The 14,957-nt window shown below is 64.3% G+C and carries 15 protein-coding genes and 1 riboswitch; of the genes, 11 read left to right on the top strand and 4 right to left on the bottom strand.

The window, feature by feature from the left end:
* Nucleotides 1-55 precede the first annotated feature (55 nt).
* The 3 genes from dnaJ (at nucleotide 56) to C8J98_RS13840 (ending at nucleotide 3,553) form a co-directional block, all read left to right on the top strand.
* Nucleotides 56-1,186, top strand: coding sequence for a molecular chaperone DnaJ (dnaJ, locus tag C8J98_RS13850; protein ID WP_107913797.1), 1,131 nt, complete (start codon nucleotides 56-58; stop codon nucleotides 1,184-1,186).
* Between the two features lie 180 nt (nucleotides 1,187-1,366).
* Nucleotides 1,367-2,161, top strand: coding sequence for a 4-hydroxy-tetrahydrodipicolinate reductase (dapB, locus tag C8J98_RS13845; protein ID WP_107913796.1), 795 nt, complete (start codon nucleotides 1,367-1,369; stop codon nucleotides 2,159-2,161).
* 168 nt (nucleotides 2,162-2,329) lie between these two features.
* A riboswitch (yybP-ykoY riboswitch) is annotated at nucleotides 2,330-2,505 on the top strand.
* 37 nt (nucleotides 2,506-2,542) lie between these two features.
* A complete protein-coding gene (locus C8J98_RS13840) occupies nucleotides 2,543-3,553 on the top strand; it encodes a sodium:calcium antiporter (RefSeq protein ID WP_107913795.1) in 1,011 nt (336 codons plus the stop codon).
* Between the two features lie 132 nt (nucleotides 3,554-3,685).
* Here the strand turns inward: C8J98_RS13840 and C8J98_RS13835 are convergent, their stop codons facing one another.
* A complete protein-coding gene (locus C8J98_RS13835) occupies nucleotides 3,686-4,369 on the bottom strand; it encodes a 2OG-Fe(II) oxygenase (protein ID WP_107913794.1) in 684 nt (227 codons plus the stop codon).
* Between the two features lie 215 nt (nucleotides 4,370-4,584).
* On the opposite strand from C8J98_RS13835, the gene carA reads away from it, so the two are divergent.
* The 3 genes from carA to greA are packed head-to-tail and all read left to right on the top strand — an operon-like array spanning nucleotide 4,585 to nucleotide 9,482.
* Complete coding sequence (gene carA / locus C8J98_RS13830; protein WP_107913793.1) at nucleotides 4,585-5,727, top strand: glutamine-hydrolyzing carbamoyl-phosphate synthase small subunit; 1,143 nt, start codon at nucleotides 4,585-4,587, stop codon at nucleotides 5,725-5,727.
* A 51-nt stretch (nucleotides 5,728-5,778) separates the two neighbouring features.
* Entirely contained in the window at nucleotides 5,779-9,006 is a 3,228-nt protein-coding gene (gene carB / locus C8J98_RS13825) for a carbamoyl-phosphate synthase large subunit (protein WP_107913792.1), read from the top strand.
* A complete protein-coding gene (gene greA / locus C8J98_RS13820; protein ID WP_107913791.1) occupies nucleotides 9,003-9,482 on the top strand; it encodes a transcription elongation factor GreA in 480 nt (159 codons plus the stop codon). Before carB ends, greA begins: the two co-directional genes overlap by 4 nt.
* A gap of 202 nt (nucleotides 9,483-9,684) precedes the next feature.
* Here the strand turns inward: greA and C8J98_RS13815 are convergent, their stop codons facing one another.
* The 3 genes from C8J98_RS13815 to C8J98_RS13805 form a co-directional block, all read right to left on the bottom strand.
* Nucleotides 9,685-10,560, bottom strand: coding sequence for an RNA polymerase sigma-70 factor (locus tag C8J98_RS13815; RefSeq protein ID WP_107913790.1), 876 nt, complete (start codon nucleotides 10,558-10,560; stop codon nucleotides 9,685-9,687).
* Between the two features lie 78 nt (nucleotides 10,561-10,638).
* Nucleotides 10,639-11,061, bottom strand: coding sequence for a cupin domain-containing protein (locus C8J98_RS13810; RefSeq protein ID WP_107913789.1), 423 nt, complete (start codon nucleotides 11,059-11,061; stop codon nucleotides 10,639-10,641).
* Nucleotides 11,062-11,121: 60 nt separating this feature from the next.
* The gene (locus tag C8J98_RS13805; RefSeq protein WP_107913788.1) at nucleotides 11,122-11,595 is read right to left on the bottom strand and encodes a carboxymuconolactone decarboxylase family protein; all 474 of its coding nucleotides are present in this window, start codon (nucleotides 11,593-11,595) and stop codon (nucleotides 11,122-11,124) included.
* Between the two features lie 93 nt (nucleotides 11,596-11,688).
* Here C8J98_RS13805 and C8J98_RS22065 point away from each other — a divergent pair, with 93 nt between their 5' ends.
* From C8J98_RS22065 to C8J98_RS13780, 5 genes are all read left to right on the top strand, one after another.
* Nucleotides 11,689-12,117 (top strand): hypothetical protein, encoded by a 429-nt coding sequence (locus tag C8J98_RS22065; RefSeq protein WP_158272711.1) that lies wholly within the window; start codon nucleotides 11,689-11,691, stop codon nucleotides 12,115-12,117.
* The gene (locus C8J98_RS13795) at nucleotides 12,114-13,136 is read left to right on the top strand and encodes a LysR family transcriptional regulator (protein ID WP_107913786.1); all 1,023 of its coding nucleotides are present in this window, start codon (nucleotides 12,114-12,116) and stop codon (nucleotides 13,134-13,136) included. Before C8J98_RS22065 ends, C8J98_RS13795 begins: the two co-directional genes overlap by 4 nt.
* Nucleotides 13,137-13,240: 104 nt before the next feature.
* A complete protein-coding gene (locus tag C8J98_RS13790; protein WP_107913785.1) occupies nucleotides 13,241-14,011 on the top strand; it encodes an SDR family oxidoreductase in 771 nt (256 codons plus the stop codon).
* Nucleotides 14,012-14,033: 22 nt separating this feature from the next.
* Entirely contained in the window at nucleotides 14,034-14,525 is a 492-nt protein-coding gene (locus tag C8J98_RS13785; RefSeq protein WP_107913784.1) for an Ohr family peroxiredoxin, read from the top strand.
* A complete protein-coding gene (locus tag C8J98_RS13780) occupies nucleotides 14,522-14,878 on the top strand; it encodes an AraC family transcriptional regulator (RefSeq protein ID WP_107913783.1) in 357 nt (118 codons plus the stop codon). The genes C8J98_RS13785 and C8J98_RS13780 overlap by 4 nt, the downstream gene beginning before the upstream one ends.
* Nucleotides 14,879-14,957: the final 79 nt, after the last annotated feature.

Genomic DNA, 14,957 nt, shown 5'->3' with positions numbered 1-14,957 from the left:
GCGCCGAGGGGCAACCCGTCGGTGCGTTCGTCCGTCCAGGGAAAGTACACGTGTAATGGCCAAGCGCGACTACTACGAAATTCTCGGTGTGGAACGCACCGTGACCGAGGGCGACCTCAAGCAGACCTTTCGTCGCGTCGCGATGAAGTACCACCCTGACCGCAATCCGGACGATCCGGAAGCGATCGACAAATTCAAGGAAGCCAAAGAGGCTTACGAAGTGCTGGCCGACGCGCAGAAGCGCGCGATGTACGACCAGCACGGACACGCCGCCTTCGAAGGCGGCGGGTTCGGTCGTGGCGGTGGCGCCGGTTTCGGCGACGTCGGCGATATCTTCGGCGACATCTTTGGTGACATTTTCGGCGGCGGTGGCGGCGGTCGCCAGCGTGCGCGTCGTGGCGCCGACCTGCGCTACATGATGGATCTGGATCTCGAGGAAGCCGTCTTCGGCGTCGAGAAAAAGATCGAAGTGCCGACCCAGGTCAACTGCCACCACTGCAACGGTTCCGGTTCGGAAGACGGCAAGGTGTCCAAGTGCAGCACCTGCGCCGGTCACGGCCGCGTGCGCATGCAGAACGGCATCTTCTCTATCCAGCAGGCTTGCCCGACCTGCCATGGCTCTGGCCAGAAGATCGACAAGCCCTGCAAGAAGTGCCACGGCGAAGGCCGTATCGAGGAAGAGCGCACGCTGTCCGTGCAGATTCCGGCCGGCGTCGACAACGGCGACCGTATCCGCCTCACCGGGCAGGGCGAAGCCGGTCCCGCAGGTGCACCGTCGGGCGATCTGTACGTGGAAGTGCGCGTGCGCGAGCACGCCATCTTCCAGCGCGATGGCAGCGACCTGTATTGCGAAGTGCCGATCCGTTTCGCCCAGGCGGCGCTCGGTACCGACCTGCTGGTGCCGACCCTCGAAGGCGAGATCCCGGTCAGCGTGCCGCCCGAGACACAGACCGGCCACCAGTTCCGCATGCGCGGTCGCGGTGTGAAGTCGGTTCGCGGCGGTCGTACCGGTGACCTCATCTGCACGGTGGTCGTCGAGACGCCGGTACGCCTGACCAAGGAACAACGCGATCTGCTCACGCAGCTCGAAGCCACCTTTGTCGGTGAAGACGCTGCGAAGCACACGCCGCGCTCGACCACCTTCATCGATGGCGTCAAGGATTTCTGGTCGAAAGTGACTTCCTGAGAAGTAACGTGTGGGAGCCGATTCATCGGCGAAAAGCCAACGGAGCGGTATAGCCGTAAGGCATCGCCGCTGAAGCGGCTCCCACATTAATCAGGACAGCTCCCACATTAATCAGGACAGCTCCCACACAACGCAGCCATCGACTAGGATTGCCTTCCCACTCTCCGAAGGCCTCCATCCATGACCCGTCCCGCCCGTCTCGCCATCAGCGGCGCCTCCGGCCGTATGGGCACCGCGCTGCTTGGCCTCGTGCGGGACGACGATCGCTTCGAACTCGTGCGCGCCATCGTTTCGTCGGGATCGCCCCGGATCGGCAAAGCCGCTTTCGGCGATGTCTCGGCGCTGCGTTTCACCGACTGGACCGACGCCGGTGATATCGATGTCGTCATCGACTTCAGCGGCCCCGAGGGCCTCGGCGCCGCGCTCGATTACTGCGAAGCCTCGGGTGCCTCACTCGTCACCGGCACCACCGGCCTTGAGCCTGCTCTGGAAGACCGCCTGACCAAGGCGGCCGAACGCATCGCCGTGCTGCGCGCGGCCAACTTCAGCCTGGGCGTGGCTGTGCTCACGCGCCTGTTGCGTGAGGCCGCTGCCGCGCTGCCCGGTTGGGATCTCGACATCGTCGAGGCACATCATGGTCGCAAGGAGGATGCTCCCTCCGGTACGGCGCTGGCGCTGGGTCATGCGGCTGCCGCGGGTCGTGGCGCTACGCTGGAAGAACTGGCGGTGTATGCGCGCGAAGGTCGCCCGGGTGCGCGTAAAGCCGGCACGATCGGCTTTGCCGTAGTGCGCGGCGGCGACATCGTCGGCGAGCACCAGGCGTTGTTGATGGGGCAGGGGGAGCGGATCGAGCTGGCCCACCGCGCGACCGACCGGTCGATTTTTGCGCGCGGGGCGCTCGAGGCGGCTAACTGGATTGCTGGCAGGGCGCCGGGGACCTGGTCCATCGAAGACGTGATCGCCAGCAAGATGTGAGATTGCCGGCCTGGCGTCGCTGGCCCTTGTAGGAGCCGATTCATCGGCGATTGGGTGCTGGCGAGAGACTGCCCCGCTGCCGCGGGATCGCCGATGAATCGGCTCCTACACCACTCCCCCCTCCGCAAATGCTTCTCAACGAAACCTCGAGCGCGTGTTAACATCCGCGCCGAAGTCATTGGGGAGTAGCCATCCTCGTCCCCGAGGAGTTCGCGTCAACACACTTGGTGGCCTCGTGCCCCATGGCGCGAACGGCACAGCGCCCGGAGAGTGCGCTGCCCGCCCGGCGAGACCTTTGGCCAGCGACATGCTTACCCGGGCCGGGCGAGCGGTGTGGCTGTGCCATCGGTATTAACTCGCTCGCCCGGCCTTAGATAAAACATGCTGCTGACATGCTTTCTGTTCCTGGTTTCGGCCGGGGCTATCTATTTCGCCTGCGAATACTTCGTCAATGGCGTCGAATGGTTCGGGCGCAAGCTCAACCTTGGCGCCACGGCTACGGGTACGGTGCTTGCCGCCTTTGGCACGGCCCTGCCGGAAAGCGCGGTGACCTTCGTCGCCGTCATGTTTGGCAAGACCCCTGAAGCGAAGGACATCGGCGTCGGCGCTGCCCTCGGCGGTCCACTGGTGCTCGCTACGATTGCCTACGCCGTGGTCGGATTCGCTTTATATGCGGGCCGTAAGCGTCTGAAAAGACCTGACTTGCGGGTGCGCGTTGACAACAAGCGCCTGGCCCGGGACCAGTCCTGGTTCCTGGCGATCTTCGTGGTCAAGGTCGGGCTCGGCCTCGTGGCCTTTGCGTGGAAGCCCTGGCTCGGCGTGCTGTTCCTGCTGGCCTACGTCGCCTACGTCTGGCGCGAGATGCGCGACGACACCAGCGCGCCCGAAGGCGAGGACGAACTCGAACCGCTCACCTTCCGCCCGCACGACGCCAATCCCTCGATGAACTGGGTGATGCTGCAGACGGGTCTGGCGCTGGTCGTCATCGCCATCGCCTCGCGCACCTTCGTCTGGCAGTTGGAGGCGTTCGGCGAGTTCTTCCACCTTTCGCCGCATATCGTCGCCCTGGTGCTGAGCCCGGTCGCCACCGAGCTGCCGGAGACGGTGAATGCGTTGATCTGGGTGCGGCAGGGCAAGGAGCGCCTCGCCCTGGCGAACATCTCCGGCGCCATGATGATCCAGGCGACGATTCCCAGCTCGCTGGCGCTGTTCGCTACCCCGTGGCTGTTCGATACGCCCCTGATCGTGGCTGGCGCCATCACGATGGTGGCGGTGATCGCGCTGTGGGCGATGTTCCGCCGGGGGGCGGTGGAAGCGCGCTGGCTGATGCCGATTGGCGGGCTTTATGGGGTCTTCGCGGTGTTCGTGGGGTGGTGGTTCGGTACCCACTGAGGTGGCGGTGAACTGGCTCCTTGTGGGAGCCGCTTCAGCGGCGAATGGGTGCTCGCGGCGCGCTGGCCCGCTGCCGCGGGATCGCCGGCAGTAGCCGGCTCCTACATCGCCGGCAGTAGCCGGCTCCTACACTCAATCCGGGTGGGAGGCGCTGCGGTCGCGGCCGGCGCCGTGCTGGCGGTCCAGCTTGCCGAAGATCTTCTTGAAGACCCGGGAGAATTTGCCCCGCTTGGTCTTGCGGGCCTTTTCTTCCTCGGAGGTCAGCCAGGCGACCTGGATGACCCGGCGCTCGCCCTCGTAAGGCAGGTGGCCGTGGAAGGAGTTCTCGGCGCGACGGAACACCGCGAACTCGCCGTAGAGCGGCTTGAGCTCCGGCGCCACGGTGTTGTCGATATTGTCGATGGAGGCCAGGAAGCGCAGGCAGCCGTCGCTGGTGTCCGGCCACATCGGGTTGAGGTAGATCAACGCGGTGGCGATCTTCGACTTACTGTCGGTGTGGATGGTGCCGTGGCGGCGGTTGAGCAGCCGGCAAAGGGTGACCAGGGTGGGGTAGTCCTCCAGGCCCGGAATGCCCAGATGGCGCCCGATAGCCGAGGAAAACGCCCGCGAGGTCATCTGTTCGACCAGCTCGTTCACCGACGGGCCGCAGTCGCTGGCGTCGTACGGGAAGAACCCCGCGCTGGTGTACTGGGGGAAATCGCGCTCCAGTTCGTTGCGCGATTCGTCCGGTAACTGGCCGTGCGCGATCATGAACGAAAACGGCTCATGCCGGATATCGGTGTCGGGTCGCTCCAGACGGGCGGGGTCGAGCAGCATGCGGGCGAATCTCGGCTAGGTACCTCGGACGGTATTGTATCGTGTCATGAAGGGTTGCCAGCGATTTTTCCTACGCCGCCATTCAGCGTTTGCCGATGGACAAAACGCCCCTTCACACCTATCATTCATACCCGCCCAACGATCCCTTATCCCCAAGGCCCACGAGCCGCTCTAAGCAGGCTTGCGGGCTTTGCTGCACCTGAAGGCGGCCCATCATGCGTACTCCTGCTCTGCTTGCTCTCGAAGACGGCAGCGTTTTTCACGGCCACTCGGTCGGTGCACGAGGCGAAACGATTGGCGAGGTGGTGTTCAACACCGCCATGACCGGTTATCAGGAAATCCTGACCGATCCCTCGTACTCCCGCCAGATCGTCACCCTGACGTACCCCCATATCGGTAACACCGGCACCAACGACGTCGACGTCGAGGCCGACCGCGTCCATGCGGCGGGCCTGATCGTCCGTGACGTGCCGCGCCTGGCCAGTAACTGGCGAAGCACCGAGCCGCTGCCGCATTACCTCGAGCGCCAGAACGTCGTGGCCATCGCCGGTATCGACACGCGCCGCCTTACGCGCATCCTTCGCGAGAAGGGCGCCCTGAACGGCTGCATCGTCGCCGGTGAGTCCATCGACGTCGATGCCGCGGTGACCAAGGCGAAGGCCTTCCCCGGCCTCAACGGCATGGACCTGGCCAAGGTGGTCAGCACCACCAAGACCTACCAGTGGAGCGAGGGCACCTACGACCTCGACAAACAGGCCTTCTTCAACGCGCCGAAGAAATTCCGCGTGGTGGCCTACGACTACGGCGTGAAGCAGAACATCCTGCGCCTGCTGGCCCATCGCGGCGTCGACATCACCGTGGTGCCCGCGCAGACGCCGGCCGCCGACGTGCTCGCCATGAATCCGGACGGCATCTTCCTGGCCAACGGCCCGGGCGATCCGGCCGCCTGCGACTACGCGATCGAGGCGACCAAACAGATCCTCGAAACGAAGATCCCGGTGTTCGGCATCTGCCTGGGTCACCAGATCATGGCGCTGGCCATCGGCGCGAAGACGCTGAAAATGAAGTTCGGTCACCACGGCGCGAACCACCCGGTGAAGGACCTGGACACCGGTCGCGTGTTGATCAGCTCGCAGAACCACGGCTTCGCGGTGGACGCCGCGACGCTGCCGGCCAACGTTCGCGTGACGCACACCTCGTTGTTCGACGGCTCCCTGCAGGGCTTCGCGCTCACGGATCGCCCGGCGTTCTGCTTCCAGGGACATCCGGAAGCGAGCCCTGGTCCCGAAGACGTCGGCTACCTGTTCGACACGTTCATCGCCTCGATGGAAGAGCACAAGGCCAAGCGCGCGTCCTGACGCGCCGCTAGCCGCCCACTCAACCATCCGCTTCGATTCGCGAGAGAAACCATGCCCAAGCGCACAGACATCAAGACCATCCTCGTCATCGGTGCCGGCCCGATCGTCATCGGCCAGGCCTGCGAGTTCGACTACTCCGGCGCCCAGGCCTGCAAGGCGCTGAAGGAAGAGGGTTACCGCGTCGTCCTGGTCAATTCGAACCCGGCGACGATCATGACCGATCCGGAGACGGCGCATGCCGTCTACATCGAGCCGATTAACTGGCAGACCGTGGAACGCATCATCGCCAAGGAGCGCCCGGATGCGGTGCTGCCGACGATGGGCGGCCAGACCGGCCTCAATTGCGCACTCGACCTCGCCGACAACGGCGTCCTCGAGAAGTACAACGTCGAGCTGATCGGCGCGTCGCGCGAAGCCATCCGCATGGCCGAAGACCGCAACCTGTTCCGTCACGCCATGGCGGATATCGGCCTGGACTGCCCGAAGGCGGAAGTCGCGCGCACGATGGAACAGGCGCTGGAAATCCAGACCACCGTCGGCTTCCCGACCATCATCCGCCCGAGCTTCACGCTCGGTGGTTCGGGTGGCGGCATCGCGTACAACAAGGAAGAATTCATCGAGATCGTCGGCCGTGGCCTCGAGCTCTCGCCCGTGCACGAAGTGCTGGTCGAAGAGTCGGTGCTGGGCTGGAAGGAATTCGAGATGGAAGTGGTCCGCGACAAGGCGGACAACTGCATCATCGTCTGTTCGATCGAGAACTTCGATCCGATGGGCGTGCATACGGGCGACTCGATCACCGTCGCCCCGGCGCAAACGCTTACGGATAAGGAATACCAGCGCCTGCGTAACGCCTCCATCGCGGTGCTGCGCAAGATCGGCGTCGACACCGGCGGTTCCAACGTACAGTTCGGCATCAATGCCGAAGACGGCCGCGTGGTCGTCATCGAAATGAACCCGCGCGTGTCGCGCTCCTCGGCGCTGGCCTCGAAGGCCACCGGCTTCCCGATCGCCAAGGTCGCCGCCAAGCTCGCCGTGGGTTACACGCTGGACGAACTGCGCAACGACATCACCGGTGGCCTTACGCCGGCGTCGTTCGAGCCGTCCATCGACTACGTCGTCACCAAGATTCCGCGCTTCGCCTTCGAGAAGTTCCCGGCCGCCGACGCGCGCCTCACCACCCAGATGAAGTCGGTGGGTGAAGTCATGGCGATGGGCCGCACCTTCCACGAGTCGCTGCAGAAAGCCCTGCGCGGCCTGGAAATCGGCAAGACCGGCCTCAACCCGACCGGCCTGGACATCGGCAGCGAAGAAGGCTTCCTGACGCTCAAGCGCGAACTGCGCGAGCCGCGTCCGGACCGCGTGTTCCACGTGGCCGACGCCTTCCGCGCCGGTCTGTCGCTGGAAGAAGTGCACGACCTTACGCGCATCGATCCCTGGTTCCTCGCCGCGTTCGAAGACATCGTGATGACCGAAGGCGAGATGCAGCGCCAGGGTCTCACGGCGCTCAACGCGGGTCGCATTCGCGAACTCAAGCGCATGGGCTTCTCGGACGCACGCATGGCCGAACTGGTCGGCACGGACGAGAACGCATTGCGTCACCTGCGCCACACGCTGGGCGTTCGCCCGGTGTACAAGCGCGTCGACTCCTGCGCCGCCGAGTTCGCCACCACCACCGCGTACATGTATTCCACGTACGAGGAAGAGTGCGAAGCGAACCCGACCAACCGCGACAAGATCATCGTGCTCGGCGGCGGCCCGAACCGTATCGGCCAGGGTATCGAGTTCGACTACTGCTGCGTGCATGCAGCGCTCGCCCTGCGCGAGGATGGTTTCGAAACCATCATGGTCAACTGCAACCCGGAAACCGTCTCAACCGATTACGACACCTCCGACCGCCTGTACTTCGAGCCGCTGACGCTGGAAGACGTGCTCGAGATCGTCGACCTCGAAAAGCCGAAGGGCGTCATCGTGCAGTACGGCGGCCAGACCCCGCTGAAGCTGGCGCGCGCACTCGAAGCGGCCGGCGTGCCGGTGATCGGTACCAACGCCGAGTCCATCGACCTGGCCGAGGACCGTGAGCGCTTCCAGAAGCTCATCGAGAAGCTCAACCTGAAGCAGCCGCCGAACCGCACGGCGCGCAACGCCGATGAGGCGCTGGCCCTGGCTCGCGAGATCGGCTACCCGTTGGTGGTGCGCCCGAGCTACGTGCTCGGTGGCCGCGCCATGGAAATCGTCCATGCCGATTCGGATCTCTCGCGCTACATCCGCGAGGCCGTGCAGGTGTCGAACGAATCGCCGGTGCTGCTGGACCGCTTCCTCGACCACGCGGTGGAAGTGGACGTGGACATCGTCGCCGATGCCGACGGCAACGTGCTGATCGGCGGCATCATGGAGCACATTGAGGAAGCCGGCGTGCACTCAGGCGACTCCTCGTGCTCGCTGCCGCCGTACTCGCTGTCGCAGGAAGTGCAGGACGAAATGCGCCGCCAGGTCACCCTGCTGGCGCGTGAGCTGAAGGTCATCGGTCTGATGAACACGCAGTTCGCCATCCAGGGCGACGACGTCTTCATCCTCGAAGTGAACCCGCGCGCCTCGCGCACGGTGCCCTTCGTCTGCAAGGCCACCGGCATGTCGCTGGCGAAGATCGCCGCGCGCGCCATGGCCGGTCGCACGCTGATCGAGCAGGGCACGACCAAGGAGATCATCCCGTCGTACTACTCGGTCAAGGAAGCGATCTTCCCGTTCCTGAAGTTCCAGAATGTGGACCCGATCCTCGGCCCCGAGATGCGCTCCACCGGTGAGGTGATGGGCGTGGGCCGCACGTTCGGTGCCGCTTTCGCACGTGGCCACGAGGCCGCTGGCATCAAGGCGCCGCCGAAGGGCAAGGTGTTCGTGTCGGTACGCGATGCCGACAAGGACCGTCTGTTGCCGATCGCGAAGGACGTCGTCGAGCGTGGCTACGTGGTAGTCGCCACCTCGGGTACGGCCAAGTTCCTGCAGGACAACGGCGTGGCGTGCGAGCGCATCAACAAGGTGCTCGAAGGCCGTCCGCACATCGTCGACCTGATCAAGAACGGCGAGGTGGTCTATATCGTCAACACGACGGAAGGCAAGCAGGCGATCTCCGATTCGTTCTCGATCCGCCGCGAAGCGCTGCAGCAGCGCGTCACCTATTCGACGACGGTCGCCGGCGCGCGTGCCCTGGTGCATTCGCTCGACTTCCACGCCAATGGCGAGGTGAACAGCCTGCAGGAACTGCATAAGGAGCTGAACGCATGAGCAGCCGTCCTCCCATGACCCAGAAAGGCGCCGATCGGCTGCGTCTGGAGCTGGAACACATGAAGGGGCCGAAGCGCCAGGCGATCATCGCGGCCGTAGCCGAAGCGCGTGCGCACGGTGACCTGAAGGAGAATGCCGAGTATCACGCCGCCCGCGAGGAACACGGCTTCAACGAGGGGCGCATCGCCGAGCTGGAAGCGGCGCTGTCGAACTCGGAAATCATCGACACTGAGCGTCTGACGGTCGGCAAGCGCATCGTCTTCGGCGCCATCGTCGACCTGATCGACGTCGACACCGATACCGAAGTGACCTACCAGATCGTTGGCGATGTCGAAGCCGACATCAAGAAGGGCCTCATCGCAGTGTCGTCGCCGATCGCTCGTGCATTGATCGGCAAGAGCGAAGGCGACGAGTTCGACTTCACCGCCCCCAATGGCGTAAAGACCTACTCGATCGAGAAAGTCCGCTACAGCTGATGTAGGAGCCGATTCATCGGCCATGTGGGAGCCGATTCATCGGCCATGTGGGAGCCGATTTATCGGCGATGTGGGAGCCGATTCATCGGCGATCCCGCGGCAGCGGGCCAGGTTGCCGTGAGCACCCATCGCCGCTGAAGCGGCTCCCACAGGGTTATCGCGAGCACCCATCGCCGCTGAAGCGGCTCCCACAGTTCTGTTGCTAATTCAGGGACTGCAGGATGCGCTCGAGCTTGTCGGGGTTGCGCTGTATGTGGATCTGCGTGATGTGCTCGCCATCTACCACGTAAGTCTGCACGGACTCGAGCTCACCGTTGAGAAAGCGTAGCAGCGAGGCTTCGCCATTGATGGTCGCAAGTTGCAACCGCATGCCGTACTTGTAGCGCAGGTTCGCCGCGTAGAAGAGCTGGGCGATACGCTGGCCGCCGAGCATGGGCTTCGGGAAGCTGGTGACCTTGCCACCGCCATCGCCCATCAGCACGGCGTCGGTGGCGAGCATGGAGCGGATGGCGGGAAAGTCACCCGCGGACAACGCGCTGGCGAAACGGTGCATGAGCCGGCGGTGGAAGTCGGGCGTCACCGATTGGCGGGGGCGTTCGTCGCGAATCTGATCCTTGGCCCGGTGGACGAGCTGCCGGCACGCGGCCTCGCTCTTGCCCAGGGTCTGCGCGATCTCCGGATAGTCCGAATCGAGCACCTCGCGCAGGAGGAAGGCCGCGCGCGCCTCGGGAGTGAGCCGTTCGAGCAGAAGCAGGAAGGCCACCGACACATCGCTGGACAGCTCCTGCAGGGATTCGGGGGTAGCCGGGTCTTCGGTCAGCACCGGCTCCGGCAACCAGATGCCGGCATAGTGCTCACGGCGCGCCTTCGCCGCCCTCAGGCGGTCGATCGAGCGCCGGGTGGTGGTGGTCACCAGCCACGCCTCGGCGTTTGCGATCGCAGCCTGGTTGGCCTCGTTCCAACTGAGCCAGACGTCCTGCACGACATCCTCGGATTCGGAGACCGAGCCGAGCATACGGTAGGCGATCCCGTGCAGGCGGGAGCGGAGGGCGGTAAAGGTGGCGGTTGCGTCGTTCATAGAGACCAAGACGTTCGTCGCCGTGTCGTTGTGACACGGTGGGTCAGTCTAGCCGCCGCCGTCTTGGCGAACCCTGCTTCAGTTAACCGGGGTAAGCACCGGCGCGTTCTGGTTTTTCAGCAGGAACACCACGAACTTCGCAGGCTGGGTCTTGCTCGCATTGCGGCCGATGGTGTGGATGTCGTTCGGGCCTTCATAGAAGCTGTCGCCCGGCTTGAGCACCTGCTCCTTCTGGCCCTTCACGCCCATGATGATCGAGCCTTCGAGCACATAGACGATCGCGTGCGCGTCGTGGCGGTGGACGGGATCCACGGCCCCCGGCGGGTAATCGACCGTGATGGTGAGGATCTCCTTGCCCGGAAAGTCGGGCAGGGGCCTGGTCATGTTCTCGGTGACCTTGGCCTGCGGCGCCGTCGTGTCGCCATGGGTGGCGGCGTCATGGGCGGCGGCATTGCCGGTGATCACCAGCAGGAGCAGGGCGAGTGTCTTGAAATGTCGCATGGGGATGTCCTCGCAGGAGGGAAAAGCGAGGCGGGATACGCCTCGCCGGTTTGAGCGGCCTCAGGCGAGGCCGGACTGATCCAGGCCGTAGGCCTTGTCGAAGATGCCGGGCTCGACGTGAAAAGCGACGTTCACCCGATTCCAGCCGTTAATGGCCATGACAGAGAATGTCAGGTCGGATATTTCCTTCTCGGACAACTGCGTCCGAACGCGCTCATAGATCTCATCGGCAACGCCCTGGGCGGGGATCTGCGTCAGGACTTCGGCCCAGGCAAGGCAGGCGCGCTCACGCGGGGTGAACAGGTTCGATTCGCGCCAGATGGCGACATGGTGCAGGCGCAACGCGCGTTCGCCATGGATCGTGGCGCGCTTCGCGTGCATGTCCACGCAGAAGGCACAACCGTTGATCTGGGATACGCGCAGCTCGACGAGCTCGCGGGTCGACTCCTCGATCGAGGAATGGCCGAACGCCATGGTGAAGTCGAGGAACTTCTTGAACAGTTCCGGCGACTGCTTCTGATAATCGACACGCATGTGATTGCCTCGTTAGCGATTGGGAAGATGGGATGAGGCAAAGGTTAGGCATGGCCGGTGATGCCCGGTAGATCCGTCAGCGGGACCACCGTGTTGCGCGAGAGACACCAATGGATCTGTAGGAGCCGATTCATCGGCGATCCGGCGATCCGGCGATCCGGCGATCCGGCGTTGCGGCGTTGCGGCGACCTGGTTATCGCCGCTGAAGCGGCTCCCACAGTGGGGGCGCGAAAACATTCCCCGGGCACGTCACAAGTTCCTGCGCTGCCGCGTCTGTTGGATATGGACGAACAAAACGACTCACCCGATGTGGTCTGGGCGGGATTGCTGGTGTCACTGGACCAGTTGCCTACGGATGCACGCGTCGCCTTCCTCCTTAGCGAGGTATTCGACATGCGTGTGGAGGATGTCGCGGTGTTGATACGCCGCGATGCCCTTCGCTGCCGCGAGCTGGTCGAGCAAGCCCGTACCCACATCCAGTCCGTCCGCCACGAGCAAAAAGAACGCGGAGGCACGTCATGACCATCAACCTACCAGGGCCCGCCGCTGCCGAGCCGGCAGACGCACTGGCCTCGAGCTTCTCCGCCAGTTACGCGGGTGTTATCGCCTTCATCGCGGTGGTTAACGAGGGCAGTTTCGCCAAGGCCGCCGACCGCCTCGGCATCGGCCGGTCGGCGGTCAGTCGCAGCGTGCAGAAACTGGAAGGGCAGGTGGGCGCGCGACTGTTCATTCGCACCACCCGGAGCAACTCGCTCACGCGCGAAGGCGAGATCTTCTTCGAGAACTGCAAGCCCGGCGTCGAGCGCATCACCCAGGCGCTGGCCGACATGCAGGAACTGCGAGAGGGGCCGCCACGGGGCAAACTTCGCATCAGTTCGGCGGTCGGTTTCGGTCGCAAGGTCGTCGCGCCGCTGCTGAGTGGCTTTCGCGACCTCTATCCGGAGATCGCCGTGGACCTCCTGCTTGACGACCACATGGCCGATTTCACGACGGACCAGATCGATGTCTCGTTCCGCAACGGACGGATGGAAGACAGCCAGGTGATCGCACGGCAACTGATTCCCATGCAGATGATCGTCTGTGCGTCGCCGACCTATGCCGCCGGGTATGGCCTTCCGCGGAACGTTGCCGAGCTGGCGGATCATCACTGCCTTAACTTCCGGATGGCGTCAGGGCGTCTGCACGAGTGGGAATTCAAGGTCGAAGGACACCCGCACAAGGTGCTGCCCAAGGCCATGCTCACCTTCAACGATACGGACCTCCTGATGGACGCGGCGCTCGACGGCCAGGGCCTGGTGCAGCTGGCCGGCTACCAGGTATGCGAGCACCTGCGCAGCGGCAGGCTGGTGGCGTGTCTTCCACAGTACGCGCCGGACGATCGCGGTCACTACATCTGTTACCTCAGCCGCCAGCAGCTGCCCTCGCGTATCCGCGTGTTCATCGACTACATGATCACCCAGGTGCGTGCGCTGGACCTGCAATGCGCCAGCAGTCCTTCGGTCGCCGCCGCGCTCGACGACATGCTCGCGTGCGCGGTCTGACGATTGGTGCCTGATTGGCAACACGGTGGTCCTGCCCAGGGTTCTACCGGCAACCGTATAGCAAGCCTACTGTTTCCTCACCCCGTCCGAACAGGAGATACCCCATGAAAATTCTCGTCATCGGTGGCTCAGGGCTCATCGGCAGCAAAGTGATTCCACGTTTGCGTGCGCTCGGCCATGAAGCGATTCCGGCGTCTCCCTCATCGGGCGTCAACACGATGACCGGCGAAGGTCTCGACGCGGCCATGGCTGGCGTCGACACCGTGCTCGATCTCAGCAACTCGCCGTCGTTCGCCGATAATGATGTACTCGAGTTCTTCCAGACGACCGGTCGCAACATGGCCGCTGCCGAAGTGAAAGCCAGCGTGAAGCACCATGTCGCCCTTTCCGTGGTCGGCACTGACCGTTTGCCCGATAGCGGCTACCTGCGCGCGAAGGTCGCGCAGGAAAAGGCGATTCGTGATTCCGGCGTGCCATACACCATCGTTCGTTCGACGCAGTTCTTTGAGTTCCTCGACGGTATCGTCCAGGCGAGCGCGAAGGGCGAATCCGTGCACCTGTCGACCGGCAACATGCAGCCGATCGCCTCCGAAGATGTCGCCGATGCGATGACGGCCGCGACGGTGGGTGCGCCGGTCAACGGCATCATCGAGATCGGTGGTCCGGACAAAGTCCGCATGGCCGACCTGGTCCAGCGTTTCCTCGCCGCCATCAAGGATCCGCGCCAGGTCATTCCCGATCCCAAGGCCTTGTATTTCGGCACGGTGCTGGAGCCCGATTCACTGGTGTCGGGTCCGGGCGCGAAGCTCGGCAAGATCGACTTCGAGACCTGGCTCCGGCAGTCGAAGTTCGCGAAGGCCGGGTCGGCCGCATAAGGTGCCACCCGACACCCTGCCCATGACACCGACGCGTCCTCCCGTAACGTTCCTCGACCGCTATACCGGTTCCGACTTCGCGCCGCTGTACACCGCCACGGTATGCGTCTCGGGCGGGGAGGCGGCGCATGGCCGCGCATCGGGCGTGGCCCGCTCGCGCGACGGCACGCTGGACCTGAAGTTGCGCATGCCACGCCAGCTCGGTGGCCCGGGCGGCGGCACGAATCCCGAAGAGCTGTTCGCCGCCGGCTTCGCGGCGTGCTTCCACGGCGCCCTGTGCCTGCTTGCCGCTCGTGCCGGTGTGCCGATTCCCAACGTGCAGGTCACGGCGTCGGTGAGCTTCGGCCGCGACCCCATGGACGGGCTTTTCACCCTGGTCGCGAGCGTCCGTATCGCCATGCCTGGCGTCGACCGTGCCGTGGCGGAAGAGCTGGTCCGCGACACCGAACGTATCTGTCCCTACGCCAAGATGGCCCGCCAGGGCATCGAGTGCATCATTTCATTAGAGCTATGAACGAAAGTCGTCTTCCCCCCTGGGCGCGTGAGCGCCTGCAACGTTTCATCGACGCCCACCTCGGCCGTCGCCTCGCGATCTCCGAGCTTGCTTCTTCCATCGGCTACAGCGAGTCGTATTTCTTCCGCGCCTTCAAGGCCAGCTTCGGCAGCACGCCTCACGCCTATGTGCTGACGCGTCGTCTCGAGCGCGCCTGCGAGCTGATGCTCGCCACGGACGATGCATTGAGCGACATCGCGGTGCGCTGTGGCCTCGCCGACCAGGCCCACTTCACCCGCCGTTTCCGCCGCGCCTTCGATACGCCCCCGGGTGAGTGGCGCCGCAGGGAACGCGCTGTCACATTCCCCCCATAAGACCAACGTAGGGTGGCGCCGGGCGAAAACCTGCCTAAGATGCGATCCGGGTAGTACCACTCAATGGCAGGGGAAAAAA

This window comes from Luteibacter sp. OK325, from assembly GCF_003050935.1.
In the GTDB taxonomy this organism is placed as follows: Bacteria; Pseudomonadota; Gammaproteobacteria; order Xanthomonadales; family Rhodanobacteraceae; genus Luteibacter.
The sequence above is the reverse complement of the archived record's forward strand: the minus strand, read 5'-3'. Positions and strand labels throughout refer to the sequence as shown.